We start from the raw sequence: 23,510 nt of genomic DNA on the forward strand, positions 1-23,510 counted from the left end.
ATCAACCCACCTTTTCTTCTTTTGTTAATGCAATATAGATATCATCCAAAGAAGAACCAGGTAAACTAAACTCTTCACGCAACTCTTCCATGGAACCAACCGCTCGCACCTGACCATCATGTAAAACAACGAAACGATCGCAATAGCGTTCAGCAGTAGCTAAAATATGCGTAGACATCAAAATAGCAGCACCTTGATTTCGCATTTCATCCATTAATTCCAACAATGCGTGAATCGCTAACGGATCTAATCCTAAAAATGGTTCATCAATAATATACAAGCTAGGTTCAATCAAAAAAGCACATAAGACCATTACTTTTTGCTTCATTCCTTTTGAAAAATTAGCAGGAAACCAATCTAATTTATTCTCCAAACGGAATGTTTTTAATAAGGTATCTGCCCGTTTGAATGCTTCTTCGATTGGAATATCATAAGCCATTGCAGTAATTTCGATATGCTCTCTCAAGGTTAATTCTTCATATAATGAAGGTGTTTCAGGAATATAACCGATTTTTTTGCGATAACTTTCTGGCTGTTGTCGTAATGTTTCGCCATCAATAGAAATTTTCCCTTTTTGCGGTGTCAATAATCCGATCACATTCTTGATCGTGGTACTCTTTCCAGCACCATTCAAGCCGATCAAGCCGACCATCTCACCAGATTTAACTTCAAAATTAATATCTTTTAAAACAGGGATATGGCCATAGCCGCCTGTTAAGTGTTCAATTACTAAACTCATCTCATTGCCTCCAACTCATTTTTATCGTGAATCTATTATACCACGAACTTTTTGAAGGTTTCATGAACTTTTTCTCCCAAATAAAATTCAAGGTATGGTAAAGTAAAAGAAACAGTTAAAAGAAAGAAGGGAAACCATGAAAGAGTGTATTTTTTGTCAGATCATCGATCAGGCCATTCCTAGTTATAAAGTTTACGAAGATGAGGAGGTTTATGCGTTTTTAGACATCACTCAAGTAACGAAAGGTCATACTTTACTTGTTCCTAAAAAACATGTTACAGATATCTTTGATTATGAGCCAGCACTTGCTGGTGAAGTCTTTGCACGAGTTCCTAAAGTTGCCCGAGCTCTTGAAAAAGCTTTTCCAGAGATGCAAGGACTAAATATTATTAACAATAATAAGGAATTAGCGTATCAATCTGTTTTCCACTCTCATATTCATCTGATCCCACGTTTCGGGAAATCTGATGATTTCTCTATCCATTTTGGAAACAATCAAGATAGCTACTCTCGTGAAGAAATGCAAGCAATAGCTGAAAAAATTATGAAGCAGGTGGAACAATAATGGGAAAATTTTCTAAAGGAATTTTATTTGGCGCACTTGTTGGCGGTGTTGGCGGTTTACTTTTTGCTCCTAGAAGTGGTAAAGATACTCGTCAAAAATTTGTCGACGAACTAGAGGAGTGGTCTGATTTAAAAGAAGATTTTACCGAAAAATTAGACCATTTCAAAGAATCAGCACAGGCTTTACAGGCCACAGCAGACATGTACATTGAACCTTTTATTGACGGCATCAACCGTGATGTTGAAAACTTTATGTTTCAAGCCGAGCCTAGACTAGATCAAATCCAAGAGCAAGTAGAAAAAATCCAATCGGAATTACCAGAAATGCCATTAGAAGATTAAAAAAGCTGAGGATAAAATGATTATCCCTAAAATTTTATCCTCGTTTTTTTGTTTTAATTCAAAAAACCATCTTTTTTAAATAAAATCGAGTGGCTTATTTCATCAACTAAAGAGGTATTTTAGACTAACTTTCTTAAAACCCACCGTTTTTATAGATGAAATTGTGTCCTAAATTCGAAAATTGTTTGAAACTATCGTTTACGTATTTCTTTTATGAAACATAGTGTGGTATAGTAATAACCGTGAGAATTAATTTCTACATAATAAAAAATAAAACAAACTTAGGAGTGCTAAAAAGAATGAAGAAAAAACTAATCTTAGCTGCAGCAGGTGTACTTAGTATTTTTACATTAGCTGCTTGTACAGGCGGTTCACAAGATATCGCAACAATGAAAGGCGGAACAATCACTGTTGATGATTTCTTTAACCAAACTAAATCAAGTCAACAAAGTCAACAAATCGTTCAACAAATGATCATCTATAAAGTATTTGATCAAAAATATGGTAAAGATGTTTCAGAAAAAGATATCCAAGCTCAATTTGATGAGACTAAGAAAAACATCGAAGCGCAAGGCGGAGTGTTTGCAGATCAACTAAAACAAGCTGGTCTTACAGAGAAAAGCTACAAAGAACAAATCAAACAAAGTCTTGCATACCAAGCTGGAATCAAAGCACATATCAAAATCACTGATGAAGATTTAAAAGCTGCTTGGGAAACATTCCACCCAGAAGTAGAAGCACAAATCATCCAAGTCGCAACTGAAGACGAAGCAAAAGAAATCAAAAAACAATTAGATAACGGCGACGACTTCGCAAAAATCGCTAAGGATAAATCAACAGATACAACAACAGCAAAAGATGGCGGTAAAGTGAAATTTGATTCTCAAACAGAAACTATTCCTGAAGCTGTTAAAACAGCTGCTTTTAAATTAAAAGACGGCGAAATTTCTGAACCGATCCAAGCAACTGATTCAACTGGTTACCAATCAACATTCACTATCGTAAAAATGGTGAAAAATAAAGATAAAGGCAATGACATGGCTCCATTCAAAAAAGAGCTAACAAAAATTGCTGAAACTGCTAAACAAAACGATCAAGAATTTGTTCAAAAAGTGACTTCTGAAGTGTTAACTGCAGCAAATGTTAAAATCAAAGATGACGCATTTAAAGATGTCTTAGCTGGTTTAGTTGAAACAAAAGATTCTGCTAAATCAAGTGATTCTTCTAAGAAAGAAGAAAAAGAATCATCTTCTAAAGAAAAAGAATCTAAATCAAGTGACTCTGAAAAATCTAAAGATTCTTCAAGCAAAACTGAAGAATCATCAAGTAAAACTGAAGAGTCTTCTAAATAGTAGAACAAAAAAAAGAGATGGATTTCATCTCTTTTTTTGTTCTACTATTTTAAAAAACTAACTCAAAAAGTTCATAAACAATTAATAGATCCTCTGAAAAAGTTAGATCATATTTCTCTAATGCTTGCTCAAAAAAAGGTTGGTGAACACTGCGCCAATAGCGCAATGTTCGATCCCCTTCTCCTTCAAGATAACCATGTACTTCTGATAGTTGAGAATATGGCAAGATATCCACTACTTTCGTACGAATAATCGCTTGTGCTTGGTTATTTCCATCTAACAGCACACTATAATCACCAACTTCGGGTAATTTTTCGTCTTCAAAGTCTCGTCCATATAAAAGGTGCAGGGAAGAGGTCCCTGTCTTTTCGCCTTTAAGAACATGGGCTAACAATTCATCTGCCATTTCAGGTGAGTTGCCAAAGGCCCAAGCTTCATAATGATCCGCTGTGATTTCAGATTGATTTTTAAATTGTGTCCATAAATCTACCACTGATTGATTCATCATTGTCTCCTAATCCATTTAAATATTCTTGGGTACATAAAAGCTACGATTGTCTAGCCCAAAGATTCGATCTGTATATTGTCCTGGCTCAGTTTGACGAACTGAGCCTAACATCATTTGAATCGAAGCATCGATATTATCGATTTGATGTAATACTTCGGCTTCCATGATTCGTGGTCTAACTGGTGATCCGTATTCTAATAAGCCATGATGAGCTAAAACCATATGACGTAGCACAATCACATCTTCATCATTTTCATCGATTTTTAAAGCAATGCACGCCTTTGTTATTTCTTCATCTACAAGTACCAAGTGACCAATCAAATTTCCTGATAACGTATATTCAGTCGTCATCGCACCAGAAAGTTCTTTTACTTTGCCTAAATCATGTAAAATGATGCCAGAATAAAGTAATGCAGCATTTAATTCATTGTACTCCTTGCAGATTGCTTTGCCTAAACGTAGCATCGATACAGTGTGATAGGCTAAACCATTAGCAAAAGCATGATGGTTCCTTTTCGCAGCTGGATAATCAAAAAATTCCTTTTGATATTGTGTGAGTAAATAGCGAACGATTCGCTGCCAATGAGCATTAGTGATTTCAAACACTGTTTGATTGATTTCTTCCACCATATCTTCACGTTTTAGTGGCGCCCGTTCCATGTACAAAGTTGGTTGACTAGGTTCATCCGGTCGTGCCACGCGCATATGGATGATCTTCACTTGAGGATTGCCCTGATAGACTTCTCTTTTCCCATTTAAAAGAATAACATTTCCCGCTGCGAAACGACTGATTTCTTCTTCAGAAGCATCCCAGTATTTCCCGTCGATCGTGCCTGACGTATCTTGGAAAGTAAAAGCGATAAATTTTTTGCCATTTTTTGCGATACGCACATCCGCATTTTTGATCAAAAGAAATAATTCAAATGTTTCATCGACAGTTAATTCACGAATTTTTTTCATACTTCTGCTCCTTCTAATTCCATAATTGGTTGTTTCAACTCTTTATAATAGCTTACCATTTCTTTGTCAGAAGAAAAACAGATGACTTGCTGATGTTCAGAAAATACTGCAAATAATTGAGCTAATTGTTCTTTTCTTTGACTATCATAATGTAGCCAGCCATCATCAATCATGATCGGACATAAGTTACGTTGCTCTTGAAGATAAAGAAAGGCAAAACGAACGGCCATCACAACTTGGTCTCTTGTACCTGTAGACAATTCATGCAACATAAAACGTTCATGATCCTTACGAATGACAATCAGCTGTTCTTCTTGTAGTTGAATTTCACGATACGAATTTCGGGTCAATATTTTAAAATAATCGGTTGCCTTTTTTAATAGATTAGGTAATTGTTTTTCTGATAACTCCGTTAGTAAATCCATCAGTAACTGACCTGCTAATTGATTCCCTGACCATTCCAACGCTAGTTCTTCGATTTCAGTTTTTAACATTGCTTGTTCTTGATACAATTCATCCAGCGTTCCATCTGACAGCATTTGTTGTTTTTGATAAAGAAGTTCTTGTTCTTTTTCTTGTAGATGCTGGATGGTCGTTTCTATTGCTTTTATTTCTTGTGAAAGTTCGAGCTGTCTTACGGTTAATTGTTGCGGCTCAATAGCTTCAGGATACACCCCTAGCAACATGGTTTCTAGTTCCTGTTTTCGTTTGTGGTTCGCTGAAGCTGTTTGGTAACGTTGAACTTTTTTGGGAATCTCATTGATTGAAGCAATCTGGAAACGTTGTAACAACGGTTTACTTTGATCCAGTACTTGCTGTTGTTTTTCCTTTACTTCTCGAATCGTCTGACGTGTATAAGCATCTGCTTGATACTCTTGTGCAAAACGGATTTTTTCCATTCTATCAGCAAAATTACCGATCACACGGATTCTTTCTGCTAAAGAAGTGCCCGCAATAGGTAAATGTGCTGTATAACGTTCTGTTTGCTCCGCTAATTTGGTTACCTGTCTCTGATCTTCTTTCAACTGAAGCTCAAGTTCTTGATTGGTATTGAGCAAAATCAAATAGCGAGTAATGTCTGAACGATGAGTCAACCAAAACTCAACTTGATCCATTCGGCCTAAATGGTTTTCTTTTACTTTTTCTGCAACAAATTGAGCCATTTCTTTCTCTTCTTTACGTATCTGTTTGATATCTGCTCTTATTTTTAGTAACTGATCATTTAAATAATCCAACTGAGATAATTTTTCTTGCCACTGTTTTTTTTCATTTTCGTAAGTATCCTTAGGCTGATAAAACAATGGCCAGACGCCTGCAATCATACAGCCCGCACTTAAGATAAACGTTCCGTAACGAAATGGAGTAGGTAAAAAGAAGCTCAACAATAAAATAAGTGCGCCAGCTCCACAAAAAAGTGGATTAATATTTTTATTGGTTTGTCGGTAATTTTTGCGAAACATTTCTTTATTGATCGTTTCAAATGTACTTAAATTTTCTTCACGTGTCACAATTTCTTCTTCTAATAATCGCAAGTCTGTTTGTGCGGTCTGTAGCTTAACTGTTCGTGTAATAATGTCTTCTCTCATCTCATTTATAACCTGTTCTTCAAAAGACAACTGCGGCGGATTCTCTCGACTCCACCCCCATTGTTTTTCTAAAGGAAGCATTTCTTGCTGATTTTGCTGTAAGGATTGGCTCATCCAACTGATTTCAGAAAGTAATTTATCGATATCATAACGTTGATTCAGTAGTTGTTGAATATGTTCTTCTTCGTTTAAATAAAACTGATAATCCTCTGTCTGATCTTGCGTCTCGCTTTGTGTAGCAATACTTTGATTTAAGCGCGTCAATTCTTCACTTAAAAAACGATATTGTTGAAAAAAAGAAAGCAATTGTTCTTCTTCTTCACGAGTTAGCACTGCCGTTGTTTTTGACTGTTCAATTGCTTGTAATTCTTCATACAACGGTAAATTCATGACTTGTTTTTCTAGTCGTGCCAACTGATCCTTCATTTCTTGTGACGCTTGGCGTTGCTCCGCTATTTTTTGCCCTGTAGTGTCTAATTCTACAAGCAGTTGTTGAAACGGACGCTCTTGTTGTTCTTTTTCATTGATCCGTTGCTGTAAACGTTGATACTCACTTAATTTTTGATTTAACGGCGGTTGACTTCCTTTACCTTTATAAATCATCTGAGCCTGTTTAAAATAGGCTTCTCTACTTAGCAACAATTGCTGACTTCCTGATAGTCCTAAAGAAAGCAACGAAGTTTGCAATTCTTCTTCGTTTAATTTTTCTAAATGGCTAAGTTGTTCTTGCTGAAAGGTAAAAACCGATTGAAACAGCTCCTTGGTCAAAGGATAGAGCATCTTTTCCAATAAGGTTTCATCACCGATTTGATCATTAAAATAGACTTTTGCTTGTCCTTTATTTTGCCCTTTGAAGCGTTCAATTTGGACTTTCCCATAAACTGGATGCTCAAACCATAAACGACCGCCATAAGCGCCGCCATTTTTTGGTTGATAGTCTTTTCTTTTTTTTCCTTTTGCAGGAAAACCAAAAAACATGGCTTGAACAAACTGATAAATCGTTGATTTCCCTGCTTCATTTGTTCCAAATAGTAATTGATTTTTCGGTTGAAATTCAATCTTATGTTGCTGCCATTTACCAAATCCAACAAGTTCTATTGCAATGAGTTTCATAGGCGATCCTCCTCAATAACGAAATCTGCTTTAATTTTCTGATCTGCTTGTACTACACTACGTTCACGCCACTCTTCATTTGGCTGTACTACAGATGAAAATAACGGATTTTGGACTAATTCCTGCAATGTATTTGAGAAGATTTCTGGTTGTAGATAATTTTTTTCTAGTTGCTTCAACAGCTCTGGATCCGCTGTGATCCTTACTTTTTCATCCAGCTCTTCAGTCAATAATCCAATTTGGAATAAAAATAAGAAATGATTGGATCGCTGAAGCAACGTAGTTTGTAAATAATGAAGTAACTCTCCATTCCCATAAGATATCCGGAATTCTTCACCGAGCTGCTCAGTATCTGTCAATTGGATTTCTTTTAAAACAACAGATTTTTGATCAAGACTTTCTGTCACAAGAAGCTCCTCCAATAAACTCAAGGCTTCTTGTAAGTTGCTAGTCTGGCTCAGTGAATACTTAGTCTTTTGCCAATTAACCTTGGCTACAGCTTCAAAATGAACAGTTGCATGGCCTGATTCGATAGACACAATCGCCACACCTTGAACAGTTCGTTCTTTTTTAGTATGACCTTGCGGTGTTCCTGGGTAGACAATCAGTGGGTCTGCACTCATCACCTGAGGTTGATGGATATGGCCTAACGCCCAATAGTCATAGCCCTTCCTCTTCATTTCACTGAATGAAAATGGCGCATAATTTTGCACTCCATTATTCACGGTATCACCATGATAAATCCCAATATGTAGATCTGCTGTGGCATCTTTACTTGGAAATTCAGAAAGTTTATTCTCATTGATCCACGGATGTTCATAGCTAAAGCTTGAAACGGCTATCTTTTCTTGATTTTTCGTCATAAAATAATGTGTTTCTACCTGCTCCTTTTGAAAAAGAAACATATTCTTGGGAAAATCAAACCAATAACGCTCTGCAACATAGTAATCATGATTTCCAAATGCCATGATCACAGGAATCTTCTCTTGTTCCAAACGCTTCATTTCAGCGATAAAATAGGCTTGTGTTCGGATCGATGTCCGACTTTGGTGAAAAGTATCCCCCGCAAAAATCACTACATCAACCTGTTTTTTAATCGCTATATCAACAATCGCTGTGACTACTTGATGGTTTGCCTGCTGTAATTTTTCAGCGATTTGTTTGGGTATATTTTTTAGGCCTTCAAAAGACCGATCCAGATGTAAATCTGCCGTATGCAATACTTTCATTAGATCCTCCTATTCGCCTTGATTCTTTTCTCTAATCATATCATTTTATTAAGTATCGGTCAGTAAAAACATACGAAAATTTGTTCGTTTTTCATTTTTTAAAGACTATAAAAAGAAAGAAACTGAAATCAAACTCTACGAGCTACGATTCCAGTCCTACTATTTCCAGCTATTCTATTATAATATCGATTTGAACGATTTCACTTTGTGTCCCAATCCGCATTGGCGGTCCCCATGTCCCAACACCAGAAGAGACTATCACCTGTGGGCTATTTTCATTTTTACGATAGTAACCATAGTCCACAATAAAATACGCTTTTGTTACTAAGCTGAATGGAAATATTTGCCCTTGATGGGTATGGCCTGAAAGAATCAACTCATTTGATTGCTCATATTCTTCTAGGTTAGAGGGTTGATGATCTAAGATAATTTTTGGTAGTTGGTTTCCGACTTTTTCAAATTGATCTTGCAGACTTTCTCTAGTGCCATCTTGTGAACCGATCGGTCGGCTATCTTTGCGACCGACAACCAATAGTTCTTCACCAACAACTGTCATTTCATCTTCTAACAAAGTAATTTTTGCTGATTGAACTAACTCTTTCATCTTTTCAAAGCTTGCTCCAGCATCATGATTGCCCCAACACATGTAGGTACCATAAACAGAAGACAGTCGACTAAGCTGTTTTTCCATGCCCTTTGCATCTTGTAATGCTTGATAATTACCATCAAACAAATCACCGGAAATAAAAATAATATCTGGCTGCAGTTGATTGATTTTTGTGACAATTTTTTCTAATTTCTTCACGTCATTAACATAGCCTAGGTGCACATCGCTAATCAAAACGGCCTTTATTTTTTGGGACTTACCGTCTGTTGGTTTATCGATTGTTACTTGATAATTCACTGTCTTGATTTGTTGCGCTTGCCATGAACCATACCAAAATAAAACAACTGTTACAGCTAGTGCAATTATCCAAATAAGCAACTCATTTTTTGATTGAATCATTGTGTTTTTTTTAGTTATTTTAAGGATCAAATCAGTTATCCCAAAACTAACTAACGATAAAAACCAGTACGACAACCAGTAACTGCCGATTTTCCCAACCACACCACCAACATTTCCATTAAACACTAATAATGTCACTAAGGCTGCAATAGCCAATAAACCAATGATTCCCCATAAGATCCCTGGATATTTAAACCATACAAAATGCTTTAAAATAGCCAGAAATTTTCTACCAATATAGTAGTTCCCTAAAAGGAATAATCCAGTAATGCCTAGAAAGGCTAATTTATTCATTATTCCCCTCTCTCTTTTCACCTATCACCTGACCAAAATCGACGATCGTTTCACGATTATTTTCGGTGTTAAGCCAAATTTCAGGATCGATTCGCACTTGATGTTCTTGAAATAATAGAATCACTGTTGATCCGCCAAATTCAAACCACCCTTTTTTCTCAAAACGATGACACTTTCCTGATTTTTTTAAGTTTTTGATCTTGCCGACCATTAAAGCACCTACTTCGATCTGTATGATTTTCCCAAAGTTTTTGGTTTCAATCACCGTAACTTCTCTGGCGTTTCTAGAAAAAACGGGCTCATTATGGATTGCTACTGGTTGAACTGTGTGGAATACACCCGAAATTTTCTGTTGTTCGAGAATCGTTCCTTCATCAATAAAATAATAATGATGATAGTCATCAGGTGTTAAACGAAAAATGACAGCACTACCGCCTTGCCATTCATCAGCAAGGCTTGTGTTATCAAGTAACTCTGAAAGAGCATATTCAGAATGTTTCACATTAAACGTTCGTTTTTTACTGATTGGATAAACGGTGACTTTAGCATCACACGGCGCACATAAAAATGCTTCCTCTTCAGTCAGTAGACGTGCTTCAGGTCTGATCTCCCGCATAAAGAAATGGTTGAACGAAGTGTACTCTTCAGCTATGTAGTCTTCTACTTGGAGTTTGTTTTTCTTGATGAAGCGGGGAATCATTCCTTTTGAGAGCGGGCTATTTAAATAAGCCCCAGCCACTTTGGTCAGCGGAGGCTGGATGCATCCCTTTAAAAGAAGGCGTCCTACTGGATTTTTATATAGAAAAGTCAATAAATGACTTCCGCTTTCTGAAATAGACACTGTTTTAAAGCGTTTTTCCATGTCTTTACTCCTTTGAAAAGTTTAGCGAATAATAAAGGCGACAATTGCACCTACGAATGCCCCAAAAGCTAGCTTTCTAGGATCGACTTTTTTGATTTTCACTTTTGAAATAAATAAAAAACCAATGACGAGTAAGGCTGCTGGATAAACTAAGGCGATCGCAATATGCAATCTACCCGCAATAAAGAATAACAAAGGTATCAGTGCAGCACTGCTTGTCACGGGTAAGCCTTCATAATATTCACGACGATCACACGTCTGTTCTTTTCGTTCCATTTCAGTCACATTATAATGTGCCAAACGAATCAACGCAGCTAAAATATAAAATACAAATAATGGCAAATAAATCCCTTGCGTCAAACCAGATGCATACCCTAAAACAGTCGGAAAAACCCCGAAACTGATCAAATCAGCTAATGAATCGATTTGAATACCGTAGCACATTTCACTTTTTGTCCGCTCTTTCATATTCGCAACAAAGCCATCAAACATATCACAAATACCTGACAAGACTAAACAAAAAATTGCTTCAACGATATGCTGGGTTAATGCTAAATACATACCAACTATAGAAAAAACTGCATTTCCATAGGTTAGAATAACTGTGTAATCATAAATACCAATCATACTTTTTGTTCCCCAATCCTTTTTTCATTTAGTATTACTATATCATTAAAAGAGCAGAAATTGGGAAATTTTTTCAGATTTCATGTGATTTTTAGTGTCTCATATGTTTTATTCTCTACTCCTTTTCGCAAATCAAATGTGCCATAAAAAAACAAAAAGCCTCTTTAATATAGCAGTGAAAATACATTCTATCTGCTATGTTTAAAGAGCCTTTTTACAATTTAATCAATTAATCGTTATACAAATCACGAATCGGTGTCATGATAATACGGTTCAAATCATTCACAATCAAGCTAAATGCTTGTTCTTTTTGCATCAATTGGTTGATGACCTCTGCTTTTTGAACCTCTGTTGCTAACGCTTGCGCTTTTTCAGCATCTTCTTCTGAAAATTCTTCGCCACGCATTTGTTTTTCTTGTAAACCTTGTTGGAACGTTTGGAATTCTTTGAATAAAGTGTATGCTTCTTCGTCTGCTTTCACTTCAGCGTAAGCTTGTTCTAAGGCTTTAAACTCTTCCATCTCACGGATTTCGCGTTCTACTTGATTAGCTGTATCATAAATATTGCTCATTCAATCTCCCTCGTTTCTATAAATTCTTCTCTTTGATTGTACCATTCTTTGATTCGTTTTCAAACCGATTATTCTCCTGTTAAACCACCAAAGAAGTCTTTCAAGCCATTTTTCGCATTGTCCCAACCTTCTTTGATTTTGCCGCCGATATCTTTGGCACCTTCTTTAACTTGACCACCGATATCTTTCACACTATCTTGCCAATCATTAGTATTTCCTGCTGGAACTGCTCCAGCTTCTTGTACGATCCCACCTGTCGCATAAGCATCTGCTACAGTGAATGGTGTTTGCGCTGTATACGGCATGATCCCTTGTGCTTGACTACTAAAGACAGTTGAAGCATGCGTGGCACTACTTCCTTGTAAATAGTGACTTTCACTTGTTTGTTCAAAACCAAGCCATGTTGCAATCACTACATCCGGTGTATAGCCGACAACCCACTGGTCATTCGTTTTATCTGTATCAAAATTGGTCTCTGTCGTTCCAGTCTTACCAGCCATGACATAACCAGCCGGATCAGCATTGATCCCTGTTCCCGAACTAAAGACACCTAGAAGCATACTCGTCATTTGATCCGCTGTATCTTTTGTGATGATTTGTTTTGTTTTAGCATTTGTATTATCTTCGATCACAGCACCTGTTGAGTCAACGATTTTAGTAATCAAGTGAGCCTCTGACTGAGCGCCACCAGTTGCAAATGGACTGTAAGCATTCGCCATCGTCAACGGTGAAACACCCGTTTTCAATCCACCTAAAGCTAATCCATAATATTTATCTTCGCTCGCTAATGGGATCCCAAATTTTTGTGTCTTTTCAAAGCCTTTATCCAACCCTATTTTATGCAACGTCCAAACAGCAGGTAGATTCAAACTTTCTCCTAATGCTTGATACATTGGGACTTCACCACTATTTGTGCGGCTATAGTTTTCTGCTGGGTAATAATCTTGCGGTTGATCTTCTAAAATACTATCTGGTTTCATTCCAGTTTCCAATGCCGGTGTGTACACCGAAATTGGTTTCAAGGATGAACCAGGAGAACGTTTTGTTTGAGTGGCAAAGTTAAACCCACGATACACATGCTCGCCTCGTCCGCCAACTACTCCTTGTACGCCACCCGTTTTAGGATCAAGGGCAACTGATCCACTTTGAACCACTGCACCATCTTCTGCATTCGGTGGGAATAGGGCATCATTGTCATATGTCTGCTGCATCGCTGTTTGATAATTTTGATCTAATGCTGTATAGATTTTATAGCCTTTATTTAATAAGTCTTCCTCTTTCATCCCATACTTATTCACTGCTTCATCAATCACTGCATCAAAGTAATAAGGATAGCGATAATCGGAGTTTTTATCTGAATAATTATCAGCTAGCATACTATTCATATCCACCCCTGCTTGAGCATCGGCTTCACCTTGAGATAATTTGCCATTATCAACCATTAATTGTAACACTGTATTACGACGATTTACCGCATTCTCCAAGTAATCAAGTGGATTGTAAATACCTGGTCCTTTCAACATACCAACTAAAGTTGCTGCTTGACCTACTGTTAATTCACTGGCGCTGACAGCAAAATAGCGATGTGAAGCATCTTCAATTCCCCAAACCCCATTACCAAAGTAGGAATTATTCAGATACATTTCTAAAATCTGCTGTTTATCATATTTTTTCTCGATTTCGATCGCTAAAAATAGTTCTCTTGCTTTACGTGTCATTGTTTGTTCTTGTGTGAGGTAGGCATTTTTGGCTAGCTGCTGAGTGATCGTACTTCCTCCGCCGCCTCCACCAATTTTACCAAAACTAAGTTTTCCGACTACCGCCCGAAAAAGTCCTTTGATATCATACCCATGGTGGGTCTCAAAATTTCGATCCTCAGTTGAAATTAACGCGTCTTTCACATAGGGAGAAATTTGATCGATCGTGACGAAGGTTCCTTTTTGCCCAAATAATTTCCCTGCTTCATCGCCATTTTTATCATAAATAACGGTAGATTCCTCTAACCCTTTTTTCAAAGCACCGACATTTGCAGATTTAGCCAACGTAAACAAATAAATGCTGGCAATGAGAACAACAAGCATCCCTAATAGCAAAATAATTTTATTAATTTGATATTTTTTCCAAATCCGCTTACGCCAGTAATGAAAACGAACAAGATACGGTTTGATCCACGTCCAAAAACGTTGGAAACCAGATTTTATTTTTTCCATAATTGTTTTAAAGTCCATAGTGCTCCCTCTTTATATAAAAGTTTCTAAGCTATTTTAACATAATTTAGCATTTAGATTCATCCGGCTTTAGCATGAATTATGCACAGAGATCATGTTTTGCCTATTTTAGCATGCTTTTCTTTTAATTTTATGTAGAAAAGCTTAAGAATCTGTCAAGAAAATAAAAATTCTTAAGAATATACTACGGATCGAGCTTATTAGTTAGAATATAAAAAAAAGTTTCTCCTCTTAATGATTTCTTTAGAAAAAAGTTACAATTTCAAATAAATTAGGGCAAAGAAAATTCATATTTAGTTTGTATTATATATATATACCAACAAACAACCCTAACAAAACACTTTTTCATTTTTTAACTCCTTTCCCACTCTTCCCCAAAGAGTGGGTCTTTTTTTATTTCGAGAAAATTTTCAAATAAGTGAGTAAAAAAGTGAAACTGATACCTAGATAGCTATCTCTAGCCACTCTCATTGTGACTTTTGATTTTTTTATGCTACACTTTTCCCGAAATGTAAACGTTTCAAAAGAAATCGAAGAGGAGTGTTTTTATGTCTAAGAAGTTAACATTTTTGCTGATCCCAATTTTTATTTTACTAAGTTTTAGTCTGTTGCCTAACCAATCAAATGCTATAGAGGCTAATCCAGAAGATCCGATTATGATGGCCTATTATCGTACCTGGCGCGATATTACCATGCCTCATGATGCAAACTCCACTTTACCTGATCAAAATGTAACTGCGATGACAGATATTCCAGAAGGAGTAGATATTGTCTCTGTCTTCCATTATGTCAACCCAGGGACGAATCAACAGAAATTCTGGGACACCCTGAAAACTACTTATGTTCCACTATTGCACGCCAGAGGAACACGTGTCATTCGGACAATTGATATTAGAGAAGTTTGGAATGTTCCACATACAGGTGTTACCCCGACAACAGCTGAGTATGAACGCCATGCACAACAATTAATTGATACTTATCTAACACCCTGGAACTTAGATGGACTGGACGTCGATATGGAATCTAGCTTGACCGCCCAGCAAGAAGAAATGGCTGTGGGTACGTTCAAAGCATTATCGAAACAATTAGGTCCAAAGGCCAATACAGGGAAACTATTGATTTATGATACAAATAAAGACAATCATTCTTTATTTAAAAAAACTGCTTCTTATTTTGATTATTTATTTGTCCAAGCTTATGGCCGCTCTGCTGCATCTTTGGATAATACTTGGAATACGTATAAAACTTCGATCATCCCACAACAATTTCTCCCTGGAATCTCTTTCCCCGAAGAACAAGACCATAATCGGTGGAATGATACTGTAGACCCTTATCAAACAAGTCGCGCTTATTCTTATGCAAAGTGGCATCCAAAAGATGGACAAAAAGGGGGCATGTTTGTTTACGCCATTGATCGAGATGGCAAACAATTTGGTGATGATACAATCACAAAAACTGATTTTAGCTGGACGAAACGTTTGATTAATACGATGAATGGTCAATAGTTAACCGTTTTGTGAAAAACTTAAACACTTCTTTAGAAAAAATTTACAGTTTTGAATCAATTAATACACAAAAAATTCATATTTGATTTGTATTATATATGTATACCAACAAACAACCCTAACAAAACACTTTTTCATTTTTTAACTCCTTTTCCCACTCTTCCCCAAAGAGTGGGTATTTTGTTGCGAATCACTGCGATTGGCAATGACAGAGCAGATGATGAGCAATACTTGGCGAACGCAGTGAGCGAAGTTTCATCACTTGTGAATCACCATAATTAACTATATTAAAGCAGATCAGACGCAATACCTGGCACGTTTCATTACTTGTGAATCACCAATCTTCTTAAACTAAATAACGATAGACAACTTTAAAAAGAACAGCAAACTTTAAAAATTGGTCAATTGCTGCGAATCGCAAAGAACAACCTGAGCAATGGCCCATAGAAAAGTTACTCCTTTCCAGTAATCCGTTTCAAAAATTAACTTCTGCTTCCTCTACCGATTTAATTCCATCTAACCACTTGAACTTATCCCTTCATTTGTTAAACTATGAGAGAACGCTATTGAAAAGGTGGAAAACAAATGGAATTATCCATCCAGTTACCTAAGAATTTTAAAGAACAAACAGTCCGAGAACTGCTTGAACAAGAATGGTTAGTCCCTCGTAAAGTCCGACATTTTTTGCGCACTCGAAAAAATGTCTCGATTAACGGATCGTCTGCACTGTTTCATTTCCCTGTAAAAAGTGGGGATATTGTTACTTTAAAGTTTGAATCAGAAGACTATCCAACACCTACGATTCTTCTAGGAAATACCGCGAATATTGATGTTTTATTTGAAGATGAACAGTTGATTATTTTGAATAAACCGATAGGAATGAAAACTCATCCTAACCAACCTGATGAAAATGATACACTACTCAATCATTTAGCTGCTTATTTGGCACCGAAAAAACAAATTCCATATGTGGTGCATCGTTTAGACAAAGAAACAAGTGGTGCGATTTTATTTGCTAAAAATCCTTTTGTATTGCCCATTTTAGGACGTCTATTAGAAAGTAAACAAATCTATCGACGTTACCAAGCGGTGATTTCGGGAAATTTAGCCAACTCTTTGACTATTCGTAAAAAAATTGGCCGTGATCGACATGATCGGCGCAAACGTGTGATTGATGAGCAACGTGGCGATCTGGCAATTACGCATGTTGAAGTTGATTCTTATGTAAAAAAGGTGAATCAGACAACACTCTATTGCATTTTAGAAACTGGCCGAACCCATCAAATCCGTGTACATTTGGCAAGTATAGGGCACCCAATCATTGGTGATCCTTTGTACCATCCAAAACCTACTGGGCGTTTGATGCTTCATGCTTATGAATTACACCTAACCCATCCATTTACTGGAGAAGTGATTGCAGCAATTGCTGAACCTAGTTTATGGTAAATGAAAAGCTAGGAAGAACACAAATGTTCTTTCCTAGCTTTTTATTACTTCTTCAATGATTCCTTTAATTTAGCTAAATCCAATTGTTTATACTCTTCAAAGAAACTTGCTAATTCTTCTAAAACCTTTTGATTCATTCCATCTTGATCATTTTCGACTTGTAAAACTAGTAAGGGTTCATGCAAACTCATACGCAATAACAACCACCCGCTGCCATATTCATTAGAAACATTGATTCGTATCCCTTCATAGTTTTCAGGATCAATTTTTAGCCCTCGTTGACTCTCTACAAAATCATTTAAATCTCGAATCACTTGTTCACCGTACTCGCGAACATTTTCTGCTAGAATCTCAAAGCGTAATTCCTGAGTTTCTGCTGGTTGTTTTAATGAGCTGATCAAATCGCCAAGTGTTGAGCCCTCTTTTTTTAATTTAGGTAACAGCATCAGGATTTTAGCGATAACATAGGCACCATCATCTAAATAGTAATTTTCTTTAAAAGCTGCATGTCCACTGGTTTCGATTGCTAATTGAGTATCGATTCCTTCATCGTTCAGTTCAATCATTTTATTGATCACATTGCGATAACCAGAAACATAACGCACTTGTTTACCACCTTTTGACTCGATGAATACTTTCAAATGACTTGAAGTTGGTGAATTTGTTACAATGCTACTGCCTGGATATTCAGCTAAAACGATTGTCGCTAGAACAGCAATCAAATTATTTCGGTTGATTACTTCACCTGACGCATCCACTACCGCCGAGCGATCTACATCCGTATCAAAAATCACACCTAAATCTGCTTTGTTTCTCAAAACTGCTTGCTGAATACTTGCCATTGCTTCTTTATTGTCAGGATTAGGAATATGATTTGGGAACATACCGTCAGGTTCTAAAAATTGCGAACCTGTAATGTCTGCGCCAAGTTTGGCTAAGACTTGTTCTGCAAAGAAACCACCTGCTCCATTACCAGCATCTACTATGATATGAAAACCTTCTAATGGTTTTTCTTCTGTCGTTTTCATGCCTTTGCGAATTTTATCGGTTAAATCAGCAGAATAATCCTCTAAAATCGAGGTTTTGGTAACTGTTCCTTTCGCTACAAGTGCTGGTTTGTCAGTGTGTTCTAAGAGATACGCAATATCCTTTTTCTCTGCGCCTCCAGATTTAGTGAACAACTTCAAGCCATTAAAATAATAAGGCAAATGGCTCGCAGTGATCATAATTGCCGCATCACAATCATATTGTGGAAATTGCGTGGTCATAAACATAGCTGGCGTTGTCGCTAAACCAAAATCTAACACTTCGATATTTTGCTCTACAAAGCTGTCAATCAAAGCTTGTTTTAAGCTATCTGCCGAAATACGGCTATCATGACCGATACCGATTTTTAATTTTCCTGATTGATGTTTTTCAGCTAAGTGTTTCTCAACACGAAGCCAATGAACCATTCCGACTGCAATTTTCCCGACTTGCGCTGGTGTTAAGTTCGCTGTTTTTTCCTCATGCTCTATTGCTATTCCTCTTATATCTGACCCGTTTTGTAACGCTTTCAAATCCATGTAACCAAATCTCCCTTCATTTTTTGATTGGTTTTATTTTAATCTATCATTGCTTCAAAACGTTCAACAACAGCTACCGCGTCATCTTCTGAGCGAGCAATAATAATGATTGTATCAACTCCTGCGACCGTTCCTGCAATTTCTTCATAACTGACTTCATCTAAAAAATTAGTGACGACATCTGCTGCGCCCATATCTGTATGGACGATGACCATAAATTGGACACGTTCCATGCGAGTCACTGAATCTTTCACAGATTCTTTTAGTTTTTCCTCACTGCTAGATACTTGTTGTTGAGAAAATAAGGCATACTTTACTCTGCCATCTGAACCGTGCGTTTTAACGATGCTCATTTCACGTACATCTCTTGAAACAGTAGCTTGGGTTGCTTTGACACCAGATTGTTCAAGAAGTGCAATCAGGTCGTCTTGGGTTTCTATTTCATTTTCTGTGATCAGTTGCTTGATCAACCGTTGTCGGTCTGCTTTTTTCATGTTTAGCTACACTTCCTGTTTTGGTTATTTTCTTTATTATAGCGAAAGTTTGAGAAATTTGCATTTCTTTTTGGTAAAAATTACTTTATTATGAGAAAAATGGCGTATGAGATGAAAAAAGTTTCGCGTCCGTTTGGTATCACGGACGCGAAGCTTTGGTTTTTATTAGATTCATTTTCTTATATTTCAATTCCTAATCCATAATAAAAAGTTAATATTGTTGCAAAATGTAAATAATGATAAACTTAATATAGAATAAATAAACAGTTGAAACTAAAACAAGAGAGTCGCTAAAAGGAGTTTCTATTATTGGGATTAAAAATTAGAGTAAGTGAAATAACTAGTAGTCCGTCATTTGGAACTAGAAATGTTAATGCCGATGATGGTTCTGATTTATATACTACTGCTGATTCATTGCTAGATAATGTCAGCCAAGGTCTATCCGCACTTTCTAGCACGAACTGCTTTGATGGTTCAAATGATACGTATAGCACCGCTAAGCTAAAGCTTGACTGGGCAAAGAGCATTAATAAGGAATGGAAAGATAACTTTGTTTTGCCATTAGACTATGCAAAACTCGTTCAGGAGATTAAAGATGATAAAAGTTTGTCTCCTACCGAAAAAGCCGAGAAAATCGCTCGTGTATATGAAAATTACCTTTATTCTTTGGCAAAACTTGCTTTTGATGAGTATGATAAAATACGAGCAAAATTTGGCGCTAACTCCCCCGAAGCGATCGAAGCCGAGAAAAAACTTGCAGGAATATTACAAGGGCTTGATATTGATATTAAAGCAGTAACCAGAAATTTTGGCGATAACGCTATTGATGTCTCTGATAAAAACACGTTAAACTACAAACAATTTATTGATATGGTCAACACAGCAAAACCACTTGATTTGAAGAGTAGAACTTTTGGAGATTCAGACTATTCAATTTGGGCAAGAGGATGGTCAAAAGGTATCGAAGATCGTAGGGACTATTTAGGCAATTATTTATTTGGCTATTACGGACAAGGTGCTTTGTTCTTCAACGGTGAAACTCTAAAAATGGGAGCTGGCGTTGCTCAAATTCTAAGTGATGTAGCTAAGGGAGACCCGAGCAAGTTAAGTCTATTTGCTTATTATTTTTCCAAAGACTTTACTAGTGGTGTAAGTACTTGGAAAGCGAATGGTTACGGCGATAACGAAGGTGACGGCTCTGCTGTTCAGGAGGGTATCGATGACTTTAAAAAGTATATTAAAAGCAAGTAGTATAATTATTGTTATTTTACTTTTCTCGCTTGTCTTCTTCTTAGTCCCAAAATATAACGGACAGAAGTACTCGCCTAACCAAGAACGAGAATTTAAAATAAAAATATCTAAAGATAATAATGAAGCACAAGTATTTATTTACGTTGATAAAAAACACAAAAATGATTTCTCCGTAAATTTATATGACGATCAAACCCAAAAAGTTTTAAAACCATATAATATTGGTGAGGATAGATTCACTCCAAAAAATAAGTTTTATTATGTTTATACTGTAGAAAAAGGCAATACCTACACAGCTAAAATAAAAAATAAAACTGACTCGATAATAACATCCAGCATTATAATTGAAGATAACGATTAAATAAAAATAGAGCTAAGTTAATAATTTGGGTTTTCTAATAAATACGAATGGAGGAAGTTTATTGGATTTCTATATTAAATATCAGTGGTATATCTTAGGTGGATTTTTTCTGTTTCTAATAGGCTTACTATTTTTATTCATAAAAATCCGCTCACGAGCTATGAGTTATTTAGAAAATAAGGATACTGAAAAAGAATATTTCCCAGAAAAAATTTGGCAGGAAATGAAACAAAGAGAGGATGATAACGGAAATTTTTATTATTATAGCCACGATAGTAACGAGGAAACAGCCGACACCTCAAGATGTTAAGTGGTCACTTGACATTTTGAAGCCAAAAATAATCAGCACGAACTGATAAATCAAGTTGCCTGAGTCAATAATACGTACATTAAAATAGAATGCTATCTACCAGAATCCGTAGCATTCGATCAGATGAACATTCTCCACGGCTGACTGTTTGCTCGTTATTATTTTGTAAAATATTTAATACACTATCGATACAATTTTTGATATACTATAACTAGTTGAATAACGGCTGAAGCTCTGAAAAAGGAGTTGATGCCATAAAGATATGTCTTTATCGCTTTTGTCCTGCTTTAGTGCTTAGGAAAAGCGGTCCTTGAAAGATTTGTTAAAAGATATCGCTTCGAAAATAGTTGTCACACTTGTGGCTTACTATATTGTCGAAGGGATTAAACTTTTTATCACTTTGATTTTTGAGTAAAAAAAGACCACTATCTGCTCGACTAAAGTAAGATAGTGGCAACATTAAACAATCGGGCTTTAGTCAGAACTCAACTAAAGAGTCAGTGTATCAGCACTGGCTTTTTTGTAATCGTAATGATTATCGATTACCTTCTCAACAATTATACCTTATAAAGTCTCTGGAAAGCAACTTATCATACCGATTTTTGTAAAGTATTTAATACACTATCAATACAATTTTTGATATACTATAACTAGTTGAATAACGGCTGAAGCTCTGAAAAAGGAGTTGATGCCATAAAGATATGTCTTTATCGCTTTTGTCCTGCTTTAATACATTGGAAAAGCGGTCCTTGAAAGATTTGTTAAAAGATATCGCTTCGAAAATAGTCGTCACACTTGTGGCTTACTATATTGTCGAAGGGATTAAACTTTTTATCACTTCGATTTTTGAGTAAAAAAAGACCACTATCTGAACCGCTAAAGTAAGATAGTGGCAATGTAGTACACTTTCGAGCTTTAGTCAAAACTCAACTAAAGAGTCAGTGTTTCCGCACTGGCTTTTTTTTACAATCACACTTAAGTGCGATTGCTTTCTCATTTATTATACCTTATAAAGTATAATAAACACAACATAAGAGATAGATAGCTCTCTTATGTTGTGCCTTTTCGTCTATCAACCATTATTTTTCCAACATCCCATGCTCCACCAAATAATCATGTGCAACGGTCGCCGGATCTTTTTGCTCCACATTGACTTGATAATTCATCTCACTCATTTCTTCTTCCGTGATTTTACCAACTAAAGGCTGCAATAATTCTTTTAATTCCGGATATTTCTCAAGCGTTTCAGCTTTCAGCAATGGCGCACCTTGATACGGTGGAAATAGTTGTTTATTATCTTTTAAAATCACCAAATCATATTGCTTTAGTTCACTATCGGTCGAATAGGCATCTACCACATTCACATCCCCATTATTGATTGCTTGGTAACGTAACGATGGCTCCATCGACTTCACATCTAAATTCAAGTTATATAATTTTTGCAAGCCTTTATACCCATCTTCACGATCAATAAACTCTAGTGTAAAACCAGCTTTTAACTGACTTTCGACTTTTTTAAGATCTTCGATGGTTTTCAGATCATTTTCTTCTGCAAATGATCGTTTGACTGCAACTGCATAGGTATTTTGATACTGCATTGGTTCCAGATAATCCATGTTTTCTTGTTCTTTAATTTGATCTCGCGCATACTCGTACACTTCTCTTGGATCATTGGATGTATTCTTATTGTCTTTCAAAAACGTTTCAAGAACTGTTCCGGTAAATTCAGGATAGACATCGACTTCACCTGATTTTAGTGCGTTAAATAAGAAACTGGTTTTACCAAAGTTTGATTTTAAATTTACGTGGATATCACTATTTGCTTCGATCAATTCTTTATACATGTTGATCAAGATATCTGGTTCTGCACCTAACTTTCCAGCCACCGTAATTTCTTTTTGTTCTGCTTCTTGATGGGTGTAGACAAATGAACCTACTAATAGTGCAAGTAATACCATGAATGCAGCTATGATCCGTTTCACCGTGGCTTTTTCCAACAAATGGATCCCAAAGTTAAACAAGACCGCTAAAATAGCAGAGGAAATTGCGCCAATCAAGATTAAGTACACATTGTTTCGGTCGATCCCAAGTAAAATAAATGTACCCAAACCACCTGCGCCGATCAAGGCCGCAAGTGTCGCCGTTCCGATGATCATAACGGTTGCTGTACGAATCCCTGAAATGATATAGGGTAACGCCAACTGCAACTCAAACTTGATTAGTTTTTCCCGTTTGTTCATCCCAAAGGCTTCGGCTGCTTCTTCTAAAGAAGGATCGATTTCAGTCAAACCTGTATAGGTATTTTGCAAAATCGGAAATAGGGCATAAATCACTAACGCTACAATGGCTGGCGGACTGCCAATCCCAATAACTGGAATCAATAAACCTAATAAAGCGAGTGACGGAATCGTTTGGAAAATCCCCGTAATTTGCAGAACAAATTCAGCGACTTTTTTGTAATTCGTCAATAGAATCGCTAACGGGATCGCTATGAGAATCGCAATCAATAATGACAGTAACGATAGTTGGATATGTTCAACAACCGCTTGGATAAAGTCTTCTTTGCGGGCCACGAATGTTTCTATCAGTTTTCCCAT

Annotated in this window: 21 protein-coding genes; 8 read left to right on the forward strand and 13 right to left on the reverse strand. The window is 36.5% G+C overall.

Translation table 11 applies throughout. From position 1 onward, the window contains the following. Position 1: 1 nt before the first annotated feature. On the reverse strand, positions 2–739 hold the full coding sequence (locus tag IGJ55_RS15215; protein WP_069640272.1) for an ABC transporter ATP-binding protein: 738 nt from the start codon (positions 737–739) through the stop codon (positions 2–4). A gap of 136 nt (positions 740–875) precedes the next feature. Between IGJ55_RS15215 and IGJ55_RS15220 the strand changes: the two genes are divergently transcribed. The 3 genes from IGJ55_RS15220 (at position 876) to IGJ55_RS15230 (ending at position 2,997) form a co-directional block, all read left to right on the forward strand. Next, positions 876–1,304: an HIT family protein gene (locus IGJ55_RS15220; protein ID WP_430606777.1), complete on the forward strand. Its 429-nt coding sequence runs from the start codon at positions 876–878 to the stop codon at positions 1,302–1,304. After that, the gene (locus IGJ55_RS15225; protein WP_083244371.1) at positions 1,304–1,645 is read left to right on the forward strand and encodes a YtxH domain-containing protein; all 342 of its coding nucleotides are present in this window, start codon (positions 1,304–1,306) and stop codon (positions 1,643–1,645) included. The genes IGJ55_RS15220 and IGJ55_RS15225 overlap by 1 nt, the downstream gene beginning before the upstream one ends. A 299-nt stretch (positions 1,646–1,944) precedes the next feature. Then, positions 1,945–2,997 (forward strand): peptidylprolyl isomerase, encoded by a 1,053-nt coding sequence (locus IGJ55_RS15230; protein ID WP_430606778.1) that lies wholly within the window; start codon positions 1,945–1,947, stop codon positions 2,995–2,997. Between the two features lie 49 nt (positions 2,998–3,046). On the opposite strand, the gene IGJ55_RS15235 is transcribed toward IGJ55_RS15230, so the two are convergent. The 9 genes from IGJ55_RS15235 to IGJ55_RS15275 form a co-directional block, all read right to left on the reverse strand. Continuing rightward, positions 3,047–3,505, reverse strand: coding sequence for an ASCH domain-containing protein (locus IGJ55_RS15235; RefSeq protein ID WP_429948466.1), 459 nt, complete (start codon positions 3,503–3,505; stop codon positions 3,047–3,049). Between the two features lie 15 nt (positions 3,506–3,520). Then, the gene (locus tag IGJ55_RS15240) at positions 3,521–4,465 is read right to left on the reverse strand and encodes a 3'-5' exoribonuclease YhaM family protein (protein ID WP_069640277.1); all 945 of its coding nucleotides are present in this window, start codon (positions 4,463–4,465) and stop codon (positions 3,521–3,523) included. Further along, positions 4,462–7,164 carry an AAA family ATPase gene (locus IGJ55_RS15245; RefSeq protein ID WP_430606779.1) on the reverse strand — a complete coding sequence of 901 codons (2,703 nt, stop codon included), beginning with the start codon at positions 7,162–7,164 and terminating at the stop codon, positions 4,462–4,464. The genes IGJ55_RS15240 and IGJ55_RS15245 overlap by 4 nt, the downstream gene beginning before the upstream one ends. After that, the gene (locus IGJ55_RS15250) at positions 7,161–8,393 is read right to left on the reverse strand and encodes a metallophosphoesterase family protein (protein WP_430606780.1); all 1,233 of its coding nucleotides are present in this window, start codon (positions 8,391–8,393) and stop codon (positions 7,161–7,163) included. The genes IGJ55_RS15245 and IGJ55_RS15250 overlap by 4 nt, the downstream gene beginning before the upstream one ends. A 169-nt stretch (positions 8,394–8,562) precedes the next feature. Further along, positions 8,563–9,693, reverse strand: coding sequence for a metallophosphoesterase (locus IGJ55_RS15255; RefSeq protein ID WP_430606781.1), 1,131 nt, complete (start codon positions 9,691–9,693; stop codon positions 8,563–8,565). Next, the gene (locus tag IGJ55_RS15260) at positions 9,686–10,555 is read right to left on the reverse strand and encodes a phosphatidylserine decarboxylase (RefSeq protein ID WP_069640281.1); all 870 of its coding nucleotides are present in this window, start codon (positions 10,553–10,555) and stop codon (positions 9,686–9,688) included. Before IGJ55_RS15260 ends, IGJ55_RS15255 begins: the two co-directional genes overlap by 8 nt. Positions 10,556–10,576: 21 nt before the next feature. Beyond that, positions 10,577–11,182: a CDP-alcohol phosphatidyltransferase family protein gene (locus IGJ55_RS15265; protein ID WP_069640282.1), complete on the reverse strand. Its 606-nt coding sequence runs from the start codon at positions 11,180–11,182 to the stop codon at positions 10,577–10,579. A 229-nt stretch (positions 11,183–11,411) separates the two neighbouring features. Beyond that, a complete protein-coding gene (locus IGJ55_RS15270) occupies positions 11,412–11,753 on the reverse strand; it encodes a YlbF family regulator (protein WP_069640283.1) in 342 nt (113 codons plus the stop codon). Positions 11,754–11,821: 68 nt separating this feature from the next. Beyond that, the gene (locus IGJ55_RS15275) at positions 11,822–13,981 is read right to left on the reverse strand and encodes a PBP1A family penicillin-binding protein (protein WP_207121497.1); all 2,160 of its coding nucleotides are present in this window, start codon (positions 13,979–13,981) and stop codon (positions 11,822–11,824) included. 548 nt (positions 13,982–14,529) lie between these two features. Here IGJ55_RS15275 and IGJ55_RS15280 point away from each other — a divergent pair. Together IGJ55_RS15280 and IGJ55_RS15285 are read left to right on the forward strand one after the other, a co-directional pair. Continuing rightward, a complete protein-coding gene (locus IGJ55_RS15280) occupies positions 14,530–15,486 on the forward strand; it encodes an endo-beta-N-acetylglucosaminidase family protein (protein WP_430606785.1) in 957 nt (318 codons plus the stop codon). A gap of 585 nt (positions 15,487–16,071) precedes the next feature. Then, positions 16,072–16,932 carry an RluA family pseudouridine synthase gene (locus tag IGJ55_RS15285; protein ID WP_207121495.1) on the forward strand — a complete coding sequence of 287 codons (861 nt, stop codon included), beginning with the start codon at positions 16,072–16,074 and terminating at the stop codon, positions 16,930–16,932. Between the two features lie 44 nt (positions 16,933–16,976). On the opposite strand, the gene IGJ55_RS15290 is transcribed toward IGJ55_RS15285, so the two are convergent. Together IGJ55_RS15290 and argR are read right to left on the reverse strand one after the other, a co-directional pair. Then, positions 16,977–18,497: a phosphomannomutase/phosphoglucomutase gene (locus IGJ55_RS15290; protein WP_430606786.1), complete on the reverse strand. Its 1,521-nt coding sequence runs from the start codon at positions 18,495–18,497 to the stop codon at positions 16,977–16,979. A gap of 38 nt (positions 18,498–18,535) precedes the next feature. Continuing rightward, entirely contained in the window at positions 18,536–18,991 is a 456-nt protein-coding gene (argR, locus tag IGJ55_RS15295; protein WP_207121494.1) for an arginine repressor, read from the reverse strand. Positions 18,992–19,300: 309 nt separating this feature from the next. Here argR and IGJ55_RS15300 point away from each other — a divergent pair, with 309 nt between their 5' ends. From IGJ55_RS15300 to IGJ55_RS15310, 3 genes are all read left to right on the forward strand, one after another. Continuing rightward, positions 19,301–20,242: a polymorphic toxin type 44 domain-containing protein gene (locus tag IGJ55_RS15300; RefSeq protein WP_430606787.1), complete on the forward strand. Its 942-nt coding sequence runs from the start codon at positions 19,301–19,303 to the stop codon at positions 20,240–20,242. After that, positions 20,211–20,603, forward strand: a complete 393-nt coding sequence (locus IGJ55_RS15305; protein ID WP_430606789.1) for a hypothetical protein — start codon at positions 20,211–20,213, stop codon at positions 20,601–20,603. Before IGJ55_RS15300 ends, IGJ55_RS15305 begins: the two co-directional genes overlap by 32 nt. Before the next feature lie 61 nt (positions 20,604–20,664). After that, complete coding sequence (locus IGJ55_RS15310) at positions 20,665–20,913, forward strand: hypothetical protein (RefSeq protein ID WP_430606790.1); 249 nt, start codon at positions 20,665–20,667, stop codon at positions 20,911–20,913. A gap of 1,079 nt (positions 20,914–21,992) precedes the next feature. On the opposite strand, the gene IGJ55_RS15315 is transcribed toward IGJ55_RS15310, so the two are convergent. After that, positions 21,993–23,510 carry an ABC transporter permease/substrate-binding protein gene (locus IGJ55_RS15315; RefSeq protein ID WP_429948442.1) on the reverse strand — a complete coding sequence of 506 codons (1,518 nt, stop codon included), beginning with the start codon at positions 23,508–23,510 and terminating at the stop codon, positions 21,993–21,995.

Source organism: Enterococcus sp. AZ170 (assembly GCF_050545135.1).
Taxonomy (GTDB): Bacteria; Bacillota; Bacilli; order Lactobacillales; family Enterococcaceae; genus Enterococcus_L; species Enterococcus_L ureilyticus.